Raw genomic sequence first — 19,742 nt, 5'->3', positions numbered from 1 at the left:
ACCTGGAAAGACCTGACTGACTCAGTCAACTCCATGGCCGGCAACCTCACGGGCCAGGTGCGCAACATCGCGGCGGTGACCACGGCGGTGGCCAACGGTGATTTGTCCAAAAAGATCACGGTGGACGTGCGGGGCGAGATCCTGGAGTTGAAAAATACGATCAACACGATGGTCGACCAGTTGAGTTCGTTTGCCTCGGAGGTGACCCGGGTGGCGCGGGAGGTGGGCACCGAGGGCAAGCTGGGCGGCCAGGCCGACGTGCGCGGGGTGGCCGGCACCTGGAAGGACCTGACCGACAACGTGAACTTTATGGCCAGCAACCTGACGGGCCAGGTGCGCAATATCGCCGAGGTCACGACCGCCGTGGCCATGGGCGATCTCTCCCGCAAGATCACGGTGGATGTGCGGGGCGAGATCCTGGAACTCAAGAACACGATCAACACCATGGTTGACCAGTTGGGGTCGTTTGCCTCGGAGGTGACGCGCGTCGCCCGTGAGGTCGGTTCTGAAGGGCGTTTAGGCGGCCAAGCTAACGTGCGCGGGGTTTCCGGGGTTTGGAAGGACCTGACCGATTCGGTCAACTTCATGGCCGGCAATCTGACGAATCAGGTCCGGAACATCGCGGCGGTGACCACGGCGGTGGCGCGGGGCGATCTTTCCAAGAAAATCACCGTCGACGTCAAGGGGGAAATCCTGGAGCTCAAGAACACGATCAACACGATGGTCGACCAGCTCAATTCGTTTGCCTCGGAGGTGACGCGGGTGGCGCGCGAGGTCGGGACCGAAGGCAAGCTGGGCGGCCAGGCCAAGGTTGAAGGTGTGTCAGGTACGTGGCGTGACCTGACCGACGGGGTCAACTTCATGGCCAGCAACCTGACCGGGCAGGTGCGCGGCATCGCCAAAGTCGTGACGGCGGTGGCGCGCGGCGATCTCAAGCGCAAGCTCACCGTCGAGGCAAAAGGCGAGATCGCGGAACTGGCCGACACGATCAACAGCATGATCGACACCCTGGCGACCTTCGCTGACCAGGTGACCACGGTTGCACGCGAGGTGGGCACCGAAGGCAAGCTGGGCGGCCAGTCGAACGTGCCCGGCGCCGACGGCACCTGGCGCGACCTGAACTCGAACGTGAATCAGCTGGCGGCAACCCTGACGACCCAGTTGCGTGCCATTTCCGACGTCGCAACGGCCGTGACCAAAGGCGACCTGACCCGTTCGATCACCGTCGAAGCCCAGGGTGAGGTGGCCCAGCTGAAGGACACGATCAACGAGATGATCCGGAACCTGCGCGATACCACCTTGAAAAACAGCGAACAGGACTGGCTGAAGACCAACCTGGCGAAGTTTACCCGCATGCTGCAGGGACAACGCGACCTGATGACGGTCGGCCGGATGATCCTTTCGGAGCTGGCCCCGGTCGTCAACGCGCAGCAGGGCGTCTTCTACATCGCCGGGAGTGACGACCCAGGGGCGACTGAGACCGGCGGGCGCAATCGCGACCGGATCCGGCTCCTGGCGAGCTATGCCTTCCAGGATGTGCACAGCGTGCGCGAAGCGTTCCAGGCCGGCGAGGGATTGGTCGGCCAGGCAGTCCTCGAAAAACAACGCATCCTGCTCAACGAAGCGCCCGCAAATTACGTTTCTATCTTCTCCGGCCTCGGTGCGGCGATGCCGGTTAACATCATCATCCTGCCGGTGCTGTTCGAAGGCCAGGTGAAGGCCGTGATCGAGCTGTCCAGTTTTCAGCGCTTCAGCCCCACGCACCAGGCCTTTCTGGATCAGTTGACCGAGAGCATCGGGATCGTTCTGAACACCATCGAAGCAAACAGCCTGACCGAAGATCTCCTCAAGCAGTCCCAATCCCTGACCAACGAGCTGCAGAGCCGCCAGTTGGAGTTGCAGACGACCAACCTCGAACTTGAACAGAAAGCGCGGCAGCTGGTTGAGCGGAACGCAGAAGTCGAACGGAAAAACCGGGAGGTTGAAGCCAAGAACCGCGAGGTGGAGCAGGCGCGCCAGGCGCTTGAAGAAAAGGCGGCGCAACTCGCGTTGACCAGTAAATTCAAGAGCGAGTTCCTGGCCAACATGAGCCACGAGCTGCGCACGCCGCTCAACAGCTTGCTCATTCTCGCCGACCAGCTCGCCGGCAACCCGGAAGGCAACCTGCTGTCCAAGCAAGTCGAGTACGCCAAAGCGATCCACGGTTCGGGCAAAGACCTGCTGCGGTTGATCAACGACATCCTCGACCTGTCGAAAATCGAGTCGGGCACCGTGACCCTGGATATCCGTCCGGTGATTCTGAACGACATCCGTAATTCCGTTGAGCGCACGTTCCGGCACGTGGCCCAGAGCAAAGGGTTAACCTTCCTGATCGAATTTGATCCTCGTCTGCCGGCCACCTTGCAGACGGACGCGCACCGCCTGGAGCAGGTCCTCAAGAACCTGCTGTCGAACGCTTTCAAGTTTACAGATCGCGGGCGGGTGTCTCTGCGCGTGGCGCCCGTGCGGGAACCCTGGATGGCGAATCACGTGGCTCTGCGTGAGGCTTCGGAGGTGGTGGCGTTCAGCGTGACGGATACCGGTATCGGGATCCCGCCGGAAAAGCAGGCCATCATTTTCGAAGCGTTCCAACAGGCCGACGGTTCGACCAGCCGCCGCTACGGGGGGACCGGGCTGGGTCTGGCGATCAGCCGCGAACTCGCCTGCCTGCTTGGGGGCGAGATCGTGCTGACCAGCACCGTCGGGTTCGGCAGCACGTTTACCTTGTACCTTGCGGTCGACGCGCCGGGTTCGGCCTTGGCCGGCCGCCATTTCAACAGGCGCTCAGAGGGCGACATTACGGCGCCGCTGCGGATCGCGGCGCCGGTCTCCAATGGGCGTTCCGTGCCGTTGCCGGCAAACGATCCCGGACGCGAGCAGGAGGATGCCGCGGACGCCGATGCCGGCCGCCTCGAAGCCGCCCTCACCGACGACCGGTTCAACCTCCTGCCCGGAGATCGCAGCCTGCTTATCGTTGAGGATGATCCTGCTTTCAGACCCTTGCTGTCTGAGATCGCGCGCGCCCAGGGCTTCAAGTATTTGCTGGCCCCGGACGGGCGGACCGCGTTGACCCTGATTGATGATTACAAGCCCGACGCGGTTTCCCTGGATATCTCCCTGCCGCACGTTGATGGCTGGCGTTTGCTTGACCGCTTGAAATCGGATCTTGGCACCCGCCATATCCCGGTCGTGATCATCTCGGCGCACGATGAACCGCAACGCGGCCTGAAGCACGGCGCGCTGCGTTGCCTGACCAAACCGGTCTCGCGCGATCAGGTTGAACAGGCCTTCCGTGAAGTGGGTGATTTCATCGACCGGCCGGTAAAGCGGCTCTTGGTCGTCGAGGATAATGACGCGCAGCGGCTCGGCACCGTCGAATTGATCGCCAACCCCGACGTCGAAGTCACGACCGCAACGGATGCTGAAGCGGCGCGCACTTTGCTGGCGCAGCAGGAATTTGATTGCCTGGTGATCGACCTGCGTCTACCCGGACAAATCTCGGGGCGCGAACTGCTCGAAGAACTGCGAAATCAGCCGCGATTCCGGCATTTGCCCATCGTGGTCTATACGGCCAAAGAGCTGGCGCCCTCCGAAGAGGCGCGCCTGCACCAGTTGGCGCGTTCGATCGTGCTGAAAGATGTGCGGTCGCCCGAGCGGCTGCTGGACCAGACGACCTTGTTGCTGCACACGGCCTTGGAAGACTTGACGCATTATCAGCAACAGTTGCTGCGCACCGTGCACAGCGACAAGGCCGTGCTGGCAGGCAGGAAGGTCCTCCTGGTCGATGATGACATTCGCAATGTCTTTGCCATGACGAGCGTACTCGAACGTTATGAAATGGAGGTTATCCCGACTGAGAACGGGCGCGAGGCTTTGGAAGAGCTGGACAAACGGCCCGACGTCGACGTCGTCTTGATGGATATCATGTTGCCGGAAATGGATGGCTACGAGGTGACCCAAATCATCCGGCGCCAGGAACGGTTCCGCGGCTTGCCCATCCTGGCGCTGACGGCCAAAGCGATGAAGGGTGACCGGGAAAAATGCCTGGAAGCCGGCTGCTCCGATTACATTTCCAAACCGGTGGATACCGAACAACTTCTCTCGGTGTTGCGCCTTTGGCTGCACCGCTGATCAGCCGCCATGATTCGTTGCCCTGAACGCCGGGAAAAACCTGTGTGCCGTCCGAACGGCAAAAGCATCTAGCCGCCCAGGACGCCTGCCATGTCTCCGCCGCTGTACTCAGAACCCGTTATTGAGACGCCGGCCGGCTCGTCCGTGCCCGACGGACCCGTCAATATCCTGCTGGTTGATGACCGGCACGACAAGCTGCTGGCCCTGCAAGCGATCCTGGCCGACCTGGGCGAGCGCCTGGTGCTGGCCCAGTCCGGGACCGAGGCCCTGCGTTGCCTGCTGAAACAGGAGTTCGCCTTGATCCTTCTCGACGTCAGTATGCCGATTCTCGACGGCTTCGAGACGGCAGCCCTGATCCGGCAGCGCCAGCAGTCAGCACAAACGCCGATCATTTTTGTCAGCGCCGTCAGTGATTCCGAAACGCACGTGTCTCGCGGTTACTCGCTCGGCGCGGTCGATTACATCCTGACGCCGATTGTGCCGGAAGTCCTACGGGCGAAGGTGATGTTCTTTGTCGACCTGTTCAAAAAGAGTCAGCAACTGAAACGTCAGGCCGAAGAGCGCGCGCAATTGTTCCGGGAACAGACCGCACGGGCTGAAGCGGAAGCCTCGGAGCGACGGTCGGCATTTTTGGCGGAGGTAAGCCAGGCCTTGATGACCCCGCTCGCGGTCCAGGAAATCCTGGCCGCGGTGGCCGGCCTGACGGTTCCGCAGTTCGCGGACGTTTGTTTGGTCGACCGGGCGGCGGATGACGGGACGATCCGCCTGGTTGCATGGCAGGGATCTCCCGCCGGTCATGTTTCTGTACCCGAGCTGATCGCGGATCTGAATCCCATTCCGCTGGATTCCGGTTTTTTAGTGGCCAAGGCATTTCGCAGCCGGAAGGTCCAGCTTTACGGTGAGATTCCACGGTTTCTCGACGAGATTTCTCCACACCGTGACACCAACGCGGGATGCAACCGCCTGATCCGGCTTGGCACCCGGTCCGCGATCCTCGTGCCCGTCGTACGGGGGCAGGCGGTGGAAGCGGTGATAACGTTTGCTTTGGTTCAATCCGAGCGGGTTTACGTTTCGGGCGAGATTGGGCTCGCTGAGAACCTGGCCCGCTCCGTGGCCATGGCCTTGGAAAGGGCGCGCCTTTATCAGGCTGCTCAGGAAGCAAGGCGGGAGGCCGAGGCGGCCAGCCATGCCAAGGATCGATTCATCGCAATGCTGAGCCACGAACTGAGGACGCCATTAACGCCGATCCTGTGTTCCGCGTCGGCGCTCGCCGCTGATCCGACGCTGCCGGCGATCATCCGTGACGATCTCCAGATCATTTCGCGAAACGCCGAACTCGAGGCGCGGCTGATCGATGACCTCCTGGACATTACCCGCATTACTCAAGGCAAGCTGCACCTGAGCTTCAGCCCGGTTGATGTTCACCGCCTTGTGCTCTCGGCATTGGACGTCTGCGCCAGCGGGATTGAACGGAAAAACCTGGTGTTGACGGTCGATTTGGGAGCCGGATCCCACGTGCTCAATGCCGATGAGGCGCGCCTGCAACAGGTTTTTTGGAATCTGATCAAGAACGCGATCAAATTCACCCCGGCAGGGGGTAAGATCCGGCTCCGGTCGTTTAACCCTGATCCCCAACGAATCTGTATCCAGGTCGCCGACACCGGGATCGGGATTGCACCTGAAATGGTGCCGAGAATTTTTGAACCTTTCGAGCGAGGCCAGGAGATGAATCCGGAAGGGCTGGGTTTAGGGCTGGCCATTTCCCGCCCGATCGTCGAGATGCACCGCGGCATCGTCTCGGCCCAGAGCGCCGGGATCGGCCACGGCACAACCTTCACGGTCCAATTACCAGTGGCGTCGGCGTCCGCGGTATCGAGCGCAATCAGGCCCGTTACCGTAGAAGGCATCCCCGCCCGCGCCCACCACCAGCCTCACCAATGGCGCATCCTGATGGTGGATGATCATGCCGACACGCTATCCGTGATGCAAAGGTTGCTGCGGCGTTTGGGCCACGAGGTGAGCGTCGCCGATGGAGTGGAATCGGCGCTGAGACTTGCCGCGAGCGAGGCGTTTGATCTTTTGATCAGTGATCTCGGATTGCAGGACGGTTCCGGACACGACTTGATCCGGCGCCTGCAGCAGCAGAACGGCAGACAAATCCCGGGCATAGCCGTGAGTGGCTTCGGAATGAAAGAAGACATTGCAAAGAGCCGTAACGCCGGGTTTGCGGCCCACCTCACGAAACCGGTTTCCAGCGAGGTGCTCAAGGCCACGATCCAGCGGTTGCTGGCGCCCGAGGCCTGAAACGTCTCGGAGTTCGGGGTTCGGGGTTCGGGGTTCGGGGTTCGGGGTTCGGAGTTCGGAGTTCGGAGTTCGGAGTTCGGAGTTCGGAGTTCGGAGCGGCAGCATGGGGGATGGGTGCGAGTGTCAACCTTGGAGTTGCTGCCTGGTCCTCTTAATCTGTGTCAATCCGTGTAATCTGTGGATGTCTTCTCTTTTCTACGTTCTTCTGCGTGTTCTGCGGATGATCCTGTCTTCCCACCGTGGCTCGCCGTGTTCGCCGTGTGAACTCTTCCGTTGTGCCCGCCAAACCCGCTGTGCCCGCCGTGTGACCGTGTGACCGGGATAGAGCTTGACAGGCGCGCAGCCGCCGCCCAGTTTATAGGTCGTACCAATTCCGCATCAATGGACCCCCTGCTGTCAAAGCTGCGCGACGTGCTGCTGGAGCTCGGCTCAGCCGCCTCATCGTCGTCTCTCACGACGAAGTTACCCCCGGAACGGGAGCTGGCCGCCCGGCTAGGCGTTCAGCGTTCGACGTTGCGCGAACGTCTGGCGATGCTGGAACAGTTGGGAGTGCTCAAGCGGATGCAGGGTAGCGGCACGTACGTGAGCCTCCCTAATTCGGAGTTCATTCGATTTTATTTTGACCTGGCTTTGGCCCTCGGCCTGATCAGCGTTGAGGAATTGCACGTGGCCCGCGAGGCGCTCGAACGGGAGATTGCCCGCCGGGCAGCCAAAATGGCAAGCGCCGACGACGTAGCGGAACTCGACCGGCTCGCCCGGCAAATGCTCGAGGCGACCGACGCCCAGGACCGCCTGGAAGCGGATTACCGGTTTCACCTGCGCCTGGCCGCGAGCGCTCGCAATCCCGTCATTTCAATCATCATCGACGGTTTGTCGAACGTGCTGCGGCGGACGCTTTACCAGCGCCATTTCCTGGTCCGCAGCGTGCCGGGGGCGGCGAAACGTACGGATGCGTCGCATGGGCCGCTCGTCGAGGCGATCCGCGCGCGTGACCCGGAAGCGGCCCTGGCGGCGATGGACGCGCATTTTCGGATCTGGGATGAGGAATCCTCGAAGGTGTTGAGCACCCATCACCAGGGGGTGCCTGAGGTGCGGCATGAACAATCCCCGGCTGAGCCTTCCGCGCTGAACAACGGCGCGCCCAAACCCCGAGCCCGCCGCCGCTCAGGCGTCAGCGCCGCCGGAAAACCTTCCGGCCGCGCGCGCTGATCGGCGCGTGCGAGTTTCCGCCCCTGCGCGCGCCACCGGCGGACCCTTTTGGCCGGACCAATTTTGCCCCGGTGCCGCCGGAAACCGGCGCGAGGCGGTTGTGACCCCGCAGCGGCGGTCTGCGGCGCGTAAGAGTTTTTCAAAAATTTTTGTTGACGCACGCGGAAGCCTTTACCATCTTGGCGAAAGGTCGTACCAATTTTACCTTCCCCCACCGTGACCGTCCGAATTTTGCTCCGACAGCCGCCCCACGCACCCCGGCCCGTGCCCGGGGGCGCCTCGACAAAGTTAAGAGTAGACGTAAACCATTGCGTTCATATAACTTGCGACTCTAAGGCTTGGCTGGTCTCCGGCCGGTTGATCACGGCGGAACATCGCCGCGCGACCCGGCGGTGCACCTGTGCCGGGTGTACCCGGCGCATCCGGAAGGCTTTGGTCCAACCAATCTAAAATAACCAATCTAAACGCTTCGGGTTTGGCGTGCGAACCCCAAGGCTTTGCTGAAACGACAAAACGCGCGTGCCTCGCCTGTCTTCTCCTCAGACAAACAACCCCATGAAATCCCCTCAATCCATCTATTCGCTGCTCATCGCGGCTTCCCTGGGCGCCTGGTCCTTGCTCGCGCCCTGCCCGGCAGCCGCCGCAAGACTGAAGATTCTCGTCATGCCCAAGCTGGTCGGGATTCCTTACTACAACGCCGTCAAAAAGGGCGTCGATGAAGCGTCGAACGAACTTAAGTCCGACACCACGGTCATCTGGCAGGGACCGACGACTGACCAGGTGGATAAACAAATCGAAATGCTCGATAACGCCGTCGCCGCGAAGCCGAGCGTGATCGCCGTGGCGGCGGATGATCCTGCGGCAATCGTCCCGGTTCTAAAAAAAGCGAAGGCGGCCGGGAGCCACGTGATGACTTGGGACGGCGACGCAGACTACCGGGAGGTCTTCGTCAATTTTGTCAGCTACGACGCCTTCGGTGCCTCCCTGGTTGAAGAGATGGTTAAGCAGGTGGGCGAGAATGCGGATACGGCGGTGGTGACGTCGACCCTCACGGCGCCCAACCAGAGCGCCTGGCTGGCGGCGATGCGCAAGACCATTGCGGAGAAACATCCCGGCATCAAGATCGTAGACGTCAAGCCGAGCCAGGAGGACCAGCAGCTTGCCTTTCAACAAACGCAGGACCTGCTGAAGAGCCGCCCGGATTTGAAGGGGATCTTCGCGATCACCACCGCCGCGCTCCCCGGGGCGGCAGAGGCCGTCAAGCAGATGGGGCTGACCGGCAAAATCGCGGTGGTAGGAAACTCTACCCCGAATGCCATCCGGGATTACATCAAAGGCGGCCAGATAAAGAGCGCCGTTCTGTGGGACCCGGCGGCTCACGGCTACCTGACGGTCTGCACCGCGCACGAGCTTGCCACGGCGGGGCTCGCCGCCGACCGCGAGTTTACGGCGGGTCACCTGGGTAAATTCAAACCGTTCAAGACGGATAAAGGGTTGGAAGTGCTCCTCGGCCCGCCCCTCATCTTCACCAAAGACAACATCGACAACTACAACTTCTGAGCGTCGCCCCACGGATGCAGTGAAGGCTCCGGCCGCGCAGGCGATCGAACCGCCCCGGCCGGGATTATTCGGAAATCGTGAGTGAACGCACGCCTCCCATGACTCGCACCAGATTATACGTCCTCGACCTCGGGCGGATGCGCATGGACAAATCCCTGCTCATCGCCCGCTGGCAGCTCGCTTCCCGTACGAACCCTCATCCGGCCGGAGAGTTCGTGGAATTCCCGGTATCGGCTTACCTGATCGATCATCCGGACGGCAGGCTCCTGTTTGATACCGGCTGCCATCCGCAGGCGATGGGCGAGGGGGGCCGCTGGCCGCAGGAATTCCAGGACCTTTTTCCCTGGACCGGCGGTGAAGAATGCCAGTTGCCCAACCGGCTGCGGGCCTTGGGGCTCGGCCCGGACGACCTTCGTTATGTGGTGCTATCGCACCTGCACAACGACCACGCGGGTTGCGTCGAATTTTTCCGCCGTTCACAACTGCTCGTGCACGAAGACGAGTTCGATGCCGCCCTGCGGGCTTACGCTTTCCAGGAGCGGATGGGACCGTACGTCTGGGCAGATACCGACCACTGGATCCGGCTAAGCCTTAACTGGAGGCTGGTGCGCCGGGACGAACCCGAAGTTGAGCTGTGCGATGCCGCGACGGTTTTGAACTGGGGCAGCGGCCACGCCCGCGGCATGCTCGGGCTGCACGTCCGGCTGCCGGCGACGGGCGGCATCATCCTTGCCTCCGACGCAATCTACTGTGCGGCCAATTATGGTCCGCCCGTTCGTCCGCAGGGGGTCATCTACGATTCGGTCGGTTATGAGCGGACGATCGAACGCATTCGCCGCCTGGCGGAAAAAACCCGGTCTCAAGTCTGGTTCGGCCACGATCTGGCGCAGTTCAACACGCTGCACCGCTCCCCTGACAGTTGGTATGAGTAACGCGGAACCACCACCGCCCGCTGCGCCGCAGCCGGCTGATTTCAGCTCGAGCCCGGTCGTGCTTGAGATGCGCGACATCGCCAAACGTTTCGGCACCGTTACGGCCTTGGACGGGGTCGGCTTCTCGTTGCAGGAGGGTGAGGTGCACGCCTTGCTCGGGGAGAATGGCGCCGGCAAGAGCACGCTCGTCAAAATCATTGCCGGCGCCCACCGGCCGGATCGGGGAAAAATCGTGTTACGCGGCGCCCCGATCGAAATCCGCAACCCGCATCACGCCCGGAAACTGGGGATCGCCTGCATGTACCAGGAGACGAGCCTCTTCCCTGACCTTTCGGTGCTGGAAAATTTGTTCCTGGGCGACGCGCCGCGCACCCGCGCGGGGCTTCTGGACTGGCCGGAGATGCGGCGGCGCGCCGCCCGGGTTTTCGACAGCCTCGGGGTAACGCTGAATTTTTCCGGCCGGCTTGGCAGCATGGGCAAGGCGCAAAGGCAGTTGGTGGAGATCGCCCGCGCGCTGCTCGCCGAGGCGCGCATCCTCATCATGGATGAGCCGACCGCTGCGTTGACCGAGCGGGAAACCGAGCGGCTCTTCGGATTGGTGGAGCGCCTGCGCGACGGCGGCACGGCGATTATCTTCATTTCACACCGCCTGGAAGAGATCTACCGGGTGGCCAGCCGCGTAACCGTGCTGCGCGACGGGCGCCTGGCCGGCAGCGCCTCACTTGGTGAGTTGACGCAGGACAGGTTGGTCCAACTGATGGTGGGCCGCAAGGTTGAACAGCTCTACCCGCGCCACCGGCGCGAACCCGGGGAGGTGCTGCTCGAGGTACGGGGTTTCTCACGACCGCCGGGGTTTCGCGACGTGAGTTTCCAGGTCCGGTCGGGCGAAATCGTCGGCCTGGCCGGCCTCGTCGGCTCGGGCCGGTCCGAGATCGCGCGGGCCATCTTCGGCATTGACCGGGACGCGACCGGTGAGGTGATCTGGCAGGGGCAACCGCTCGCCGCTGATCCCTGGACCACGTTGCGCCGGGGCATCGCCCTTGTTCCGGAGGACCGCGGCGCCCAGGGTTTGCTGCCCGGCTTCAGCGTCGCCAGGAACCTCAGCTTGTCATCCTTCGACCGCATCGCCCGGCACGGGTTTGTCTCGCCGGCCGCTGAGACGGCGCTCGCCGAGCGTTTTATCGATTCAATGCGGATCAAGCCCCCGCGCCGCGAGCTCCCGGCGGATACCTTATCAGGCGGTAACCAGCAGAAGGTCGTCATTGGCCGCATGCTGGCGGTTACCCCCCGCCTGCTGTTGCTGGACGAACCGACCCAGGGCATCGACGTCGGCGCCAAGGCGGAGGTTCACGCCCTGATCGACCGCCTGGTCAATGAGGGCCTCGGCGTCCTCTGCATTTCTTCCGACCTGCCTGAGGTGCTGGGCATGGCGGACCGGATCCTGGTCATGCACCGCGGCCGTCTTGCGGCCGAGTTCCCCGGCGGCGTGACCGCCGAGACCGTGATGCATGCCGCCAGCGGTCTAACCACTTCGGATTCCAGCCATGTACGTTGATTATCGCCGGCAACTCTCACTTGCCGTGTTCCTGGTGCTCCTCACCGCGGGCCTGGCGTTGCGCAACCCCGTCTTCGCTTCCCCCGGAAACCTGCGGGACATCTGCGTCAACGCCTCGCACCTGGGTATCGCTGCGCTTGGGATGTTTCTCGTTATTCTCATCGGCCAGATTGACGTGTCGGTGGGCGCCATCCTGGCAATCTGTTCCACCCTGGCCGGGCTCCTGGCAAAACAGGGAATTCCCACCCCGGTGGTGCTGCTGGCCGCCGTTCTGGCCGGTACGGTCCTCGGCGGGGTTAACGGCCTTATCGTCGCCGGCTTGCGGATTCATTCCATCGTCGTGACCCTCGGCACCGCCAGCATTTACCGGGGTTTGTTGATCAAAGCCACCGGCGGTTCCTGGATCTACGGCCTGCCCCCGCAATTCACGGCGTTCGGCCAAGGCAAACTGCTCGGGATGCCGATTCCGGTTATCACGCTGGTCGTGGTTTACCTGTTGGCTGCGTTCCTCTTGAGCAGAATCCCCGGAGGACGCGCGTTGTTCGCCGTCGGTTCCAACCCGGGTGCGGCTCGTCTGGCCGGTATCCCGGTAGCCCGGGTGCAGGTCCTGGCCTTCGTCTTGAACGGCGCCCTGGTCGGGCTGGCGGCAGTGGTTTTTGCCAGCCGCTTCACCGTGATCCAATCAAACGCCGGGGTCGGGTTCGAATTCGCCGCGATCACCGCCGTACTCGTGGGCGGCGCCAACATTTTCGGCGGTTCCGGAACGGTCTTCGGGACGCTGCTCGGTACCCTCGTTATCTCCGCCCTGGCAAGCGCGCTCATCTTCCTTGGCATCAACTCGCTGTGGGAACCGTGTTTCCAGGGGCTCTTCATCCTGGCGGCCGTGATTCTCGACCGCGTCCGCCGGCCTGCCGCGTCGCCGATCTGACCCGGCTTAACCTGGCTTCTACCAACGAACGAACCTCGACTAACAAACAAACTAATTAACGAACGAACCAACCAACCAACGCCCGGAACCATTCTTCCGTCCTCCCCATGGCCGCCCGTTCTTCCAATCTGCCGCCCGCCTGGGCTACCAACGCCCTGCTTGCCGTCGTGCTGGTCATCGCCGTTGCGGTGATGTCCACGTTGTCGGACACTTTTCTCACCGCCGATAACCTGTTGAACGCAACCCGTTTCATGACCGAGATCGGCTTGGTCGCGCTCGGGATGACGCTGGTGATGATCACCGGCGGGATCGATCTGTCCGTCGGTGCGGTCATCGCACTGACCGCCGTCGTCGTGGGCCTGCTCATCCAGGCGGGCATCGGCGCCTGGCCCGCCGCGTTGCTCGGGTTGTGCCTCGGCACCCTTCTCGGCGCGCTCAATGGGGTTGTCATCACCCGCGTCGGGTTGCCGCCGATTATCATCACCCTGGCTACCCTGGCAATCTACCGGGGTGTCGCCTACGGGATCTCCGCCGCGCGCGCCTTCCCGATTCCTGATTCGCTGAGCGTGTTAGGTCAGGGTTACCTGGGGCCGTTGCCCGTTCAGTTACCGCTTTTTTTGATCGTGGCTGCGGTCGTCTGGCTGGTCCTGGCGCGGACGACCTTCGGCCGGACTCTTTATGCCCTCGGCGTTAACGAAACCGCCGCCCGGTTCGCCGGGTTGCGCGCGGACCGGGTCAAGCTGGCGGCCTATGCGGTCTCCGGCCTGCTGAGCGCGGCGGCGGCGGTCATCTTCATTTCGCGCGTCTCCAGCGCCAAAGCCAATGCGGGTGAAGGTTACGAGCTGGACGCGATTACCATCGTGGTGCTCGGCGGCGGATCCGTGGCCGGGGGCCGCGGCGGCGTGATCGGGACGCTGCTTGGCCTGGCCATTATCGGTGTCACGCGGAACGGGCTGACCCAGGCCTACATTCCGCCTGAAGTGCAGGCCATCCTGATCGGGGCCGTGCTGGTAGCGGCGGTAGTCGGCAACGAACTGTTTGCCCGCTGGTGGGCCAACCGGCGTGCGCCTTCCCGGACCACGGCCTCGCCGCCGCCGGCCGTTGGCGGCCAGGCGAGAACCGCTGCCGGTTAGGACCCGGTGAAGACGAAACCGGCTGCGGCGGATCAACCGCAACCTGTTCCAACCCAATGAAGTGAGCTTCAGCGCGATGAGTCGGATCTTATCCATTTCAACCGCACCCTACGACGGGTACGAATTTCCCGCGGCCCTCGACAGCATTGCTGCCTGCGGGGCGACGCACGTGGAACCGGCGTTTATCGTCGGATATACGGAGCCCTTCGACGAGGAGGCGTTCAACGCAGACAACACGAAACAATACGCGGCCTGGCTGAAACAGAGCGGCCTCGCGTGTTTTGCCTTTTCTTCACACATTGACCTCGGCCGGCCCGGCGCAGACCGGATCTTTGCGCGCCGGATGGATTTCGCGGGGGCATTGGGAGCAAAGGTGATCAACACCAACGCTGCGATCCGGGATTACGCGGAGTCCTTCTTCCGGAACATAGAAACGCTCACCGCGCATGCCGAACGGCTCGACATGATCATCGCCCTGGAAAATCCGGGGAACGGCGAAGATAACCTGATTAACGTGGCCCGGGACGGCCTGGACCTGGTGGCCCGAATCGGGTCACCGCAGGTCCGGCTGAATTATGACGCCGGAAACACGGTTTCCCACCGGCCCGGCCAGGTTGATCCGGCGCAGGACGCGCTGGCCGCGATGCCTGCCTGCGCGCACGTCCACATCAAGGATGTCCAGACCCGGCCCGAGGGTTATTTCTTCGTGCCCCTCGGCGAAGGCGAAGTCGGGTGCGCCGCGATCCTGCAAGCCGTGCGATCCCGCGAGGACCTCAACCTGGCCATCGAGGTTCCGCTCCGGTTGCATCGAGATCCCGCAGCGCAGCCGGTGCGCCGGAACTCCCGGGTTGACCTCGCGGACATAGAAACCACCCTTCGCCGTTGCCTCGCCTTTGTTCGTGATCAGCTCGGCTGAAACCTGACCCTCAACGCTCCCGGAAAAAGCGCCGGCCAGAAACTACCTGGACAAAACCGATAACAGCTAACAACTAACAACTAACAACAACTAACCTGACTCCATCGTATGACGCTACTTAAAGATAAATTCGCCGTCATTTCCGGCGCGGCCACCGAAAACGGCATCGGCTACGCCACCGCGCGCGTGTTCGCTGAACACGGCGCGACCGTTGCATTGCTGGACCTTGAACGAAATGATCCGCAAAAGAAGGCCGCCGCGCTGGGCGAGCAGCACCGGGGGTACGTTTGCGACGTGACCCGGCGGGAGGCTTGCCAGCAGGTGGCGGAACAAATCATCAAGGACTTCGGTGCCGTCGATATCCTCATCAACAACGCCGGGATCACGCAGCCGATTCGGATTCTGGATATCAAGCCCGAGAACTACGACGCGGTTCTCGACGTCAACCTGCGCGGCATGCTTAACCTTTCCCAGGCGTTTATCCCGCACATGATCAGCCGCGGCCGCGGTTCGATCGCCTGTACTTCCTCCGTGTCCGGCCAGGCTGGGGGCGGCGTGTTCGGCGGCCCGCATTACTCCGCCGCGAAGGCGGGCATGCTCGGCCTGGCTAAAGACATGGCAAAAGAGCTCGGGCCGAAGGGTATTCGAGTCAATGCAGTTACGCCCGGGATGGTGGCGACGGACATCCGCGGGGACAAGATGACTCAGGAAGTTATGGACCGGATCGTCGCCGGTATCCCGCTGGGCCGGATCGGCACGCCGGCGGAAATCGCCAACGTCTTCCTGTTTCTGGCTTCGGACCTTTCGTCGTTTGTGACCGGGGCGACGATCGACGTGAACGGCGGTATGTACATACGGGCATGAACTGAAAACCGTGCAGGGACGCGTCGGGTCGATCAAAGGGCGTTAGACGTTTCGGATCTGCACCAGAACCCTCATGAGCATGTTATCACGCTCCGTGCCCGGCGCAGGGCTCGATGTGATCAGCGAACGGGCCATCAGCAAGGCCAAGTGGCGGCTGATGCCCCTGATTCTGCTTCTCTACTTCATTGCGTTCGTAGACCGCGTCAACGTCAGCTTCGCAGCGTTGACGATGAATAAGGACCTCGGACTCACCCCGGTCACTTACGGGTGGGGCGCCGGTATCTTTTTCATTGGTTACGTCTTGTTCGAAGTGCCCAGTAATTGGGCGCTGGTACGCGTCGGCGCCCGGAGATGGATTGCCCGGATCATGTTTTCATGGGGACTCGCTTCGATGCTGATGGCCGCCAGCAGGGGACCCGTCACCTTCCTTGTCTTCCGATTCCTGCTCGGCGCCGCGGAAGCGGGCTTCGCTCCCGGTATCGTCTATTACATGATGAGTTGGTTTCCGTCGAAGGAGCGGGCCAACGTCGTATCGATTTACTATCTGGGCGTTCCGTTAGCAACCATCATTGCGGGACCGTTATCGGGGCTGATTCTGGATCACCTGAACGGGTGGGCCGGACTCCGGGGCTGGCAATGGCTGTTTCTTTCCGAGGGATTTCCCGCGATCGTCGCGTCGTTTATCGCCCTGCGTTTCCTGACCAACAGCCCGCAGGAAGCGAACTGGCTCGACGAAGAAGAGCGCACGTCACTTGTCACCCTGCTGAACCGTGATCAGGACCGAAGCGCGGGCCATGGCCACGCGCACTTCGGTGCCGCTTTGCGGGACCGTTCGGTCTGGCTGTTGAGCTTTGCGTACATCTTCATCGTGATGGGCTTATATGGCTTCGGATTCTGGATGCCCATCATCATTCAGAGATTCGGGTTTTCCAACACGGCCGTGGGATTTATCTCCGCCATCCCGTACCTGATCGGCGCCTTCGTGATGTACTTCTGGGCCCGCCATTCGGACCGGACCCGTGAACGGCGCTGGCACTTTACTATTGCGTCCTTAGCGCTCGCGATCGGGCTAGCCTCTGCGGTTGCCCCCGTCCATGCGATTGCGTTCGCCGGCATTGTCCTGAGTGCAGCCGGCGTGCTCTCCGCGGTGCCCGTATTCTTCACGATCCCGGCGGCGTTCCTCAAAGGGCCCGCCGCCGCGGGAGGGCTCGCGCTGGTGAACGCCACCGGAAACGTCGGCGGTTTTTTCGCACCGATCGTGGTGGGGTGGATTGCGCAACGTACGGGCAACCCGGCCAGTGGCCTGCTCTTCGTCGCGGCAGCCGTCATCCTGGCGCCGTTCATCATTCTGAGCCTGGACCGAAAAAAGATTTCAGAGGCGGAGTGACCGGCCGGTTCCTGCCGCCCCGTCAGCAAATCCAACCCGGCGGGGCGGCGTTTGTTAGAGGGGGCGTACAGGCGTGACGCCTTATTGAAGTTTAATGAATGTGATCATCGAAAATTCCGAGGAAAAATGACCGTGATCGTATCGATTAACTCTCAATCATACCCTTTCGGTGACCATCGAGGTCACATGGTGCCTTAGGCCCAACGGGCCTAGACCGGTTATACGGTCTGGTAGATGTAAAGCTGGCAGGACACCTCAATCCTTGGGGAACGCCCTGACAGGCACTAACGTCCCTGGCTACGATCAAGCATCCGGGACGAAAGCGCCCCCATCCGCCGGCCCTTGACTAAATGGCAATGGGTAAACCCCGAGCTATGTTCCACCGCAAGCGAGATCCTTCCTATCTCATGTTACTAAGGTACGAACTGAGCTTGTTGAAAAGGGCATCCCTGACCACCGATCGGTCGGCGGGTGAAAGACGCGAACCGGTCACCTCTGAAGAACCGGGCCGGTGATCAGTTAGATATTTCTCTTCCTGCAGCAAGTTGCACAGGAATTGGAGTTCATCAGCCGACAAGGGGACCTTGGAGGCGTGTGGAGTAGGTAGCTTGGCTTCGTTCATGGTGAAGGGACAGTAAGTTTCATTCCGGTTCGGGTTTAACCAACCGGGTGCTTTCGGTTTCCCGAGGATCCGACCGGCCGTTCACGGCGCGCCCGTCAGAGCTTCCCGAAGCGCCTGGGCCATCAGCGTCCTGACCCGGTGCAAGATGGCCTCTTCGGCCCGGGTGATCCAATCCCGGTTCAAGCGCCTGGCCTCGCAGGTATCGGCAATCCAGGCCTCAACCGCCGTTTCCAGACGGGAACAGAGTTCCTGGTGATTAAAGCGGATGCCATCCGGCGCCTGCCTGGCCTCGGCAAAGCAGGCCCGCATCTGCGTCAAGACGTCAGCCTCTTCGGTTTTACGGAAGAGTTCATAAAACTCTTTTTCCGTTCGGCTTACCTTCCGGTAAAAGCCGTCAATCCGTTCGGTGCGGGAAACCATACGACCGGGTTTGATCGCCGGTGTTCACCGGGCATGCCAAGCGCAGCCTTGCGGCATCGACGCGGCCGGCCCCTTACCTTACTTACGGCTGGCGCAACCTCAGCGCAGGATTTTGCAGGTAGCTGGACGACGCATCGGTACGTCTGCGCACAAGGCGAGTCGTGGAGAGGCTCGCAGCATCGCCGTTGTTCTGGACTCCACTTCGGTCCATGATGATCCTTGCGAGTTCCAGGTACGCCGTGAGTAATGAGACCTCTTCGGGCGATGTCCCCCGTCTGGGAGCCGTCGACAGTTGGCTAACCAGCTGAGAAATCTGTTCCATCAGAGCTTCCCCGACAAGGTCAGCCTGAACAGCCGTTAAGAGCACTGGGATTTTGCCTGGCGCAGCGGTCATCCCTGTTTAGAGCGGGGTTCATCCATTCTCGTTCAAGAAAGGATGAAAAAACCATCCATGCCGCGTGCATGTCCCGGTCCCGGGGCCGCGCCGGCAATCCCGGCCAAAGTTTTTGCTAAAGGCACCGCTTTTCCGGCCGTAATGGTGAGGAATCGGCCCTTTTAGCCCTTCGAAGCGCATGGATCGCCGCAGAGGAGCGGATTTCTGTTCGCCAAAGGCAGGAGGTAGTTTATGTGGCGGATCATTTTTGTCTCGATTTTGACAGTAGTGAGTAGCACGGGTGCGACGTTCGGCCAAGGCCGGCTTCAAAGCACGATGGTGGATGCCAAATACACGGGGAAGCTGCGGGAAAATATGCTTCTCAAGTTCGAACCGGCAGCCGGCGTTTCCCCGACCAGGAGGCTGTTCACCGGTTCGAGCCTGCACTACCCCACCGGCCCATCCCTCGGCGGCAAAGCTGACCGGGGCCCGTGGAAATTTAACATCGTAACCACGATTTTCTGGATCGGGGAACGGGCTGCCGTCAACAATCCGGTCCCGAACAGCAAGAGTTCCTGGGACCCGGAGTGGGCCCTCCGATACGGCGGTTACGATGACCCGGAACCGGCTGCGCGGCGCGATTTCAGGCCGGTTAATTTTGTGCCTCGCCAGAATCCGTTTTACGTTGCGCTGCCCTACAACGACGTCGAGGGCGGCCACACCAAACTGGAGGCGGCCGCGGTGATTCCCTGGTTCAGAGAAACATTTGTGCACGACGGCCAGACCACGCTTAAAGGTCATTGGATTGCCATCCGGCACGGAGACCGGGCCTGTTACGCGCAGTGGGAAGACTGCGGGCCGTTTCGGACCGATCACTGGCAATACGTTTTCGGTGACGAACGGCCGCGCCCGAACCTGAATCGCGGCGCCGGGTTGGATGTCTCGCCTTCTGTTCGTGATTATCTCGGCCTGCGCGACATCGATGTGTGCGACTGGAAGTTTGTTGAGTTCCGCGACGTGCCATCCGGCCCCTGGGCGTTTTACGGTGATAACAACCCGTTCGTTATCGCGCGCCGGCAGAGCGCGGACCGGTTCGCTCGCAAGTAGCGCCCCTTGACTTTTGCGCTGGGGAGCGAAGACCCGCTCAACCAACTCGCGGCCAGGGCTACACGACCAAAGCCCGCTCCCCCGCGAACGGTTGTTGCGTATGGCTTCTCCCCTTGATCCATCGCCTGCCGACCCGGCGCGTCCCCCCGTGGCGACCCTGCCCGGGCAGGAGCCGCCGCAGGCCCTGCCCACCCTGGCCGAAGCCCGCCAGGTCGAAGCCCTCACCCACCCCCGCCGCCGGCCCCGCCTCTGGCGCCGGCTG

Annotated in this window: 15 protein-coding genes; 13 read left to right on the top strand and 2 right to left on the bottom strand. The window is 62.0% G+C overall.

All coding sequences use genetic code 11. The features are described 5' to 3' along the window. The 11 genes from JO015_05530 to JO015_05480 form a co-directional block, all read left to right on the top strand. A partial coding sequence (locus tag JO015_05530) for a response regulator (GenBank protein ID MBV9998559.1) occupies window positions 1-4,170 on the top strand: 4,170 nt, incomplete at its 5' end. Window positions 4,171-4,260: 90 nt separating this feature from the next. Further along, window positions 4,261-6,474 (top strand): response regulator, encoded by a 2,214-nt coding sequence (locus tag JO015_05525; GenBank protein ID MBV9998558.1) that lies wholly within the window; start codon window positions 4,261-4,263, stop codon window positions 6,472-6,474. Between the two features lie 381 nt (window positions 6,475-6,855). Continuing rightward, window positions 6,856-7,683: a FadR family transcriptional regulator gene (locus tag JO015_05520; protein ID MBV9998557.1), complete on the top strand. Its 828-nt coding sequence runs from the start codon at window positions 6,856-6,858 to the stop codon at window positions 7,681-7,683. Between the two features lie 555 nt (window positions 7,684-8,238). Beyond that, complete coding sequence (locus tag JO015_05515; GenBank protein ID MBV9998556.1) at window positions 8,239-9,243, top strand: substrate-binding domain-containing protein; 1,005 nt, start codon at window positions 8,239-8,241, stop codon at window positions 9,241-9,243. Between the two features lie 98 nt (window positions 9,244-9,341). After that, window positions 9,342-10,175, top strand: coding sequence for an N-acyl homoserine lactonase family protein (locus JO015_05510; protein MBV9998555.1), 834 nt, complete (start codon window positions 9,342-9,344; stop codon window positions 10,173-10,175). Next, window positions 10,168-11,730 (top strand): sugar ABC transporter ATP-binding protein, encoded by a 1,563-nt coding sequence (locus tag JO015_05505; GenBank protein MBV9998554.1) that lies wholly within the window; start codon window positions 10,168-10,170, stop codon window positions 11,728-11,730. Before JO015_05510 ends, JO015_05505 begins: the two co-directional genes overlap by 8 nt. Continuing rightward, entirely contained in the window at window positions 11,720-12,658 is a 939-nt protein-coding gene (locus JO015_05500; protein ID MBV9998553.1) for an ABC transporter permease, read from the top strand. The genes JO015_05505 and JO015_05500 overlap by 11 nt, the downstream gene beginning before the upstream one ends. Before the next feature lie 107 nt (window positions 12,659-12,765). After that, window positions 12,766-13,791 (top strand): ABC transporter permease, encoded by a 1,026-nt coding sequence (locus JO015_05495; GenBank protein MBV9998552.1) that lies wholly within the window; start codon window positions 12,766-12,768, stop codon window positions 13,789-13,791. Window positions 13,792-13,867: 76 nt separating this feature from the next. After that, on the top strand, window positions 13,868-14,707 hold the full coding sequence (locus JO015_05490) for a sugar phosphate isomerase/epimerase (protein MBV9998551.1): 840 nt from the start codon (window positions 13,868-13,870) through the stop codon (window positions 14,705-14,707). Between the two features lie 108 nt (window positions 14,708-14,815). Beyond that, window positions 14,816-15,571, top strand: coding sequence for an SDR family oxidoreductase (locus JO015_05485; GenBank protein ID MBV9998550.1), 756 nt, complete (start codon window positions 14,816-14,818; stop codon window positions 15,569-15,571). A gap of 73 nt (window positions 15,572-15,644) precedes the next feature. Then, window positions 15,645-16,958: an MFS transporter gene (locus tag JO015_05480; protein MBV9998549.1), complete on the top strand. Its 1,314-nt coding sequence runs from the start codon at window positions 15,645-15,647 to the stop codon at window positions 16,956-16,958. 703 nt (window positions 16,959-17,661) lie between these two features. Here JO015_05480 and JO015_05475 read toward each other — a convergent pair. Both JO015_05475 and JO015_05470 read right to left on the bottom strand, forming a co-directional pair. Further along, window positions 17,662-18,000 carry a hypothetical protein gene (locus JO015_05475; GenBank protein MBV9998548.1) on the bottom strand — a complete coding sequence of 113 codons (339 nt, stop codon included), beginning with the start codon at window positions 17,998-18,000 and terminating at the stop codon, window positions 17,662-17,664. Window positions 18,001-18,082: 82 nt separating this feature from the next. After that, entirely contained in the window at window positions 18,083-18,322 is a 240-nt protein-coding gene (locus JO015_05470; protein MBV9998547.1) for a hypothetical protein, read from the bottom strand. Window positions 18,323-18,625: 303 nt separating this feature from the next. Here JO015_05470 and JO015_05465 point away from each other — a divergent pair, with 303 nt between their 5' ends. Both JO015_05465 and JO015_05460 read left to right on the top strand, forming a co-directional pair. After that, on the top strand, window positions 18,626-19,480 hold the full coding sequence (locus JO015_05465; protein MBV9998546.1) for a hypothetical protein: 855 nt from the start codon (window positions 18,626-18,628) through the stop codon (window positions 19,478-19,480). Window positions 19,481-19,580: 100 nt separating this feature from the next. Next, the coding region (locus tag JO015_05460; protein MBV9998545.1) for a hypothetical protein at window positions 19,581-19,742 on the top strand (162 nt) is incomplete at its 3' end.

This window comes from Verrucomicrobiota bacterium (assembly GCA_019247695.1).
In the GTDB taxonomy this organism is placed as follows: Bacteria; Verrucomicrobiota; Verrucomicrobiia; order Chthoniobacterales; family JAFAMB01; genus JAFBAP01.
This window is presented reverse-complemented; position numbering and strand designations above follow the sequence as displayed.

Excerpts from the sequence above, each read along its gene's own strand:
- JO015_05525 (MBV9998558.1), top strand. The coding sequence starts at position 4,261 with ATGTCTCCGCCGCTGTACTCAGAACCCGTTATTGAGACGCCGGCCGGC.
- JO015_05520 (MBV9998557.1), top strand. The coding sequence starts at position 6,856 with ATGGACCCCCTGCTGTCAAAGCTGCGCGACGTGCTGCTGGAGCTCGGC.
- JO015_05515 (MBV9998556.1), top strand. The coding sequence starts at position 8,239 with ATGAAATCCCCTCAATCCATCTATTCGCTGCTCATCGCGGCTTCCCTG.
- JO015_05510 (MBV9998555.1), top strand. The coding sequence starts at position 9,342 with ATGACTCGCACCAGATTATACGTCCTCGACCTCGGGCGGATGCGCATG.
- JO015_05505 (MBV9998554.1), top strand. The coding sequence starts at position 10,168 with ATGAGTAACGCGGAACCACCACCGCCCGCTGCGCCGCAGCCGGCTGAT.
- JO015_05500 (MBV9998553.1), top strand. The coding sequence starts at position 11,720 with ATGTACGTTGATTATCGCCGGCAACTCTCACTTGCCGTGTTCCTGGTG.
- JO015_05495 (MBV9998552.1), top strand. The coding sequence starts at position 12,766 with ATGGCCGCCCGTTCTTCCAATCTGCCGCCCGCCTGGGCTACCAACGCC.
- JO015_05490 (MBV9998551.1), top strand. The coding sequence starts at position 13,868 with ATGAGTCGGATCTTATCCATTTCAACCGCACCCTACGACGGGTACGAA.
- JO015_05485 (MBV9998550.1), top strand. The coding sequence starts at position 14,816 with ATGACGCTACTTAAAGATAAATTCGCCGTCATTTCCGGCGCGGCCACC.
- JO015_05480 (MBV9998549.1), top strand. The coding sequence starts at position 15,645 with ATGAGCATGTTATCACGCTCCGTGCCCGGCGCAGGGCTCGATGTGATC.
- JO015_05475 (MBV9998548.1), bottom strand. The coding sequence starts at position 18,000 with ATGGTTTCCCGCACCGAACGGATTGACGGCTTTTACCGGAAGGTAAGC.
- JO015_05470 (MBV9998547.1), bottom strand. The coding sequence starts at position 18,322 with ATGGAACAGATTTCTCAGCTGGTTAGCCAACTGTCGACGGCTCCCAGA.
- JO015_05465 (MBV9998546.1), top strand. The coding sequence starts at position 18,626 with ATGTGGCGGATCATTTTTGTCTCGATTTTGACAGTAGTGAGTAGCACG.